The following is a 1,340-nucleotide window of genomic DNA, read 5'->3' on the forward strand; positions in this document are numbered from 1 at the left end:
CGCTCCATATCGTCTATGGCGGCGGCAACGACCTCCTCGGCGCGCTGGGCGATCCCGGCCCGTCGAAGGTCGATGCCGCCGTTTCCGCGCTGCGGGGCATCCTTGCGGACCTCGTGGCGTCGGGTGCGACAGACCTCCTGGTCCCGAACCTGCCGGATGTCGGCATTACGCCGGCAGTCAGGACGTACGGCCATGAAGCCGCCGGGCAGGCGCGGCAGCTGACAGCGGCATTCAATCCCGGACCGATGCGGTACTGCGCGAACTCGCGGCCACGACGCCGGGCGAGCTCCGGCTCTACCGCCTGGACGTCTTCGCCATGACCGAGCAGGTCCGCGCCGATCCGGCCGCCTTCGGCTTCACCGACATCGTCACACCCTGCAGTGGGGCGACCCGCTGCGAGGGGCACCTCTTCTGGGACCAGGTCCATCCCACCACCTATGCCCATGGCCGCCTGGCGGAAGCGGCGTTGCGCGAGCTGGCGGGGCAGGATCCGCCGCCGTGAACGCGGGCAGCTCACTCCGCGGCGGGACGCTGGGCGATCCGGAGGAGCGGCAGGACTCCTGCTACCCGTCTGAGCCCTGGCATCTCGAGGGCGATGTCCATGCCTCGCTCTGGACGGTGTCGGTGGGTGCGGTGGCAACAGACCTGCCGCAGGGGGTGCGCCCGGTCGCGTGCCGGGGCCGGACGGTCCTGACCACCGGCTGGGCTGCTTACGGTCCTGGCGGCACCCTCTCCTACCATGAATTCCTGGCGGCGGTTCCGGTGGTGGCTGGCCGCGGGCCCGCCGTGAGCGTCATCCGGATCTGGGTGGACGACCCTGCCGCGGCTCTGGGCGGCAGGGCGATGTGGGGAATGCCCAAGCAGATGGGCGACCTCCGGTTCGAGCGCGATACGGCATTCCGGGCCAGCCTGGCGGAAGGCGGCAGGGAGATCGCGGCCTGCCGCTTCGTGCCGCGGCTGCCGCTGCCTGGCCGCTGGCCGCTGGTCCTGCGCACGGAACAGATGCTCCACGCAGCCCTGAAAGTCACCCGGGCGCGGGTGGGCGGCCGGGTCGTGCTGGGACGTGCAGACTGGCGGTTCGCCGCAGACGGGCCGCTCGGCTTCCTCGCTGGATCCACCCCGCTCGTCAGCTTCCGTCTGGAGCGCATGGTGCTGCGGTTCGGCGGCTGAGCAGATGGCTAGGCCGCGTCCCGGCTCCAGCCAGGTTGACCATGGCCGACATCATCCTTTAAACCTGTCATACCATCGCATCAGGCCGTCGCGATCAGCCCGGCCGAGCCAAGAACAGCCGGGCCTCCGGCAGTCACGTCAGGGAGAAGAGCAGATGAAGCGGGCGCTTC

The 1,340-nt window shown here is 70.5% G+C and carries 2 protein-coding genes and 1 pseudogene; all 3 read left to right on the forward strand.

Features of this window, described 5'->3' with window-relative positions; all coding sequences use genetic code 11:
- A pseudogene (locus EQG76_RS07540) lies at positions 1-320 on the forward strand (hypothetical protein); the annotation flags it as partial.
- A complete protein-coding gene (locus EQG76_RS07545; protein ID WP_159712052.1) occupies positions 317-502 on the forward strand; it encodes an SGNH/GDSL hydrolase family protein in 186 nt (61 codons plus the stop codon). The pseudogene EQG76_RS07540 and the gene EQG76_RS07545, both read left to right, overlap by 4 nt.
- Positions 499-1,170, forward strand: a complete 672-nt coding sequence (locus EQG76_RS07550; protein WP_159712054.1) for an acetoacetate decarboxylase family protein — start codon at positions 499-501, stop codon at positions 1,168-1,170. Before EQG76_RS07545 ends, EQG76_RS07550 begins: the two co-directional genes overlap by 4 nt.
- Positions 1,171-1,340 lie beyond the last annotated feature (170 nt).

The organism is Geminicoccus flavidas (genome assembly GCF_009806515.1).
Lineage (GTDB): Bacteria > Pseudomonadota > Alphaproteobacteria > Geminicoccales > Geminicoccaceae > Geminicoccus > Geminicoccus flavidus.

Bases quoted from the DNA above. Each gene is read 5' to 3' on its own strand.
- EQG76_RS07545 (WP_159712052.1), top strand. From the start codon at position 317: ATGACCGAGCAGGTCCGCGCCGATCCGGCCGCCTTCGGCTTCACCGAC.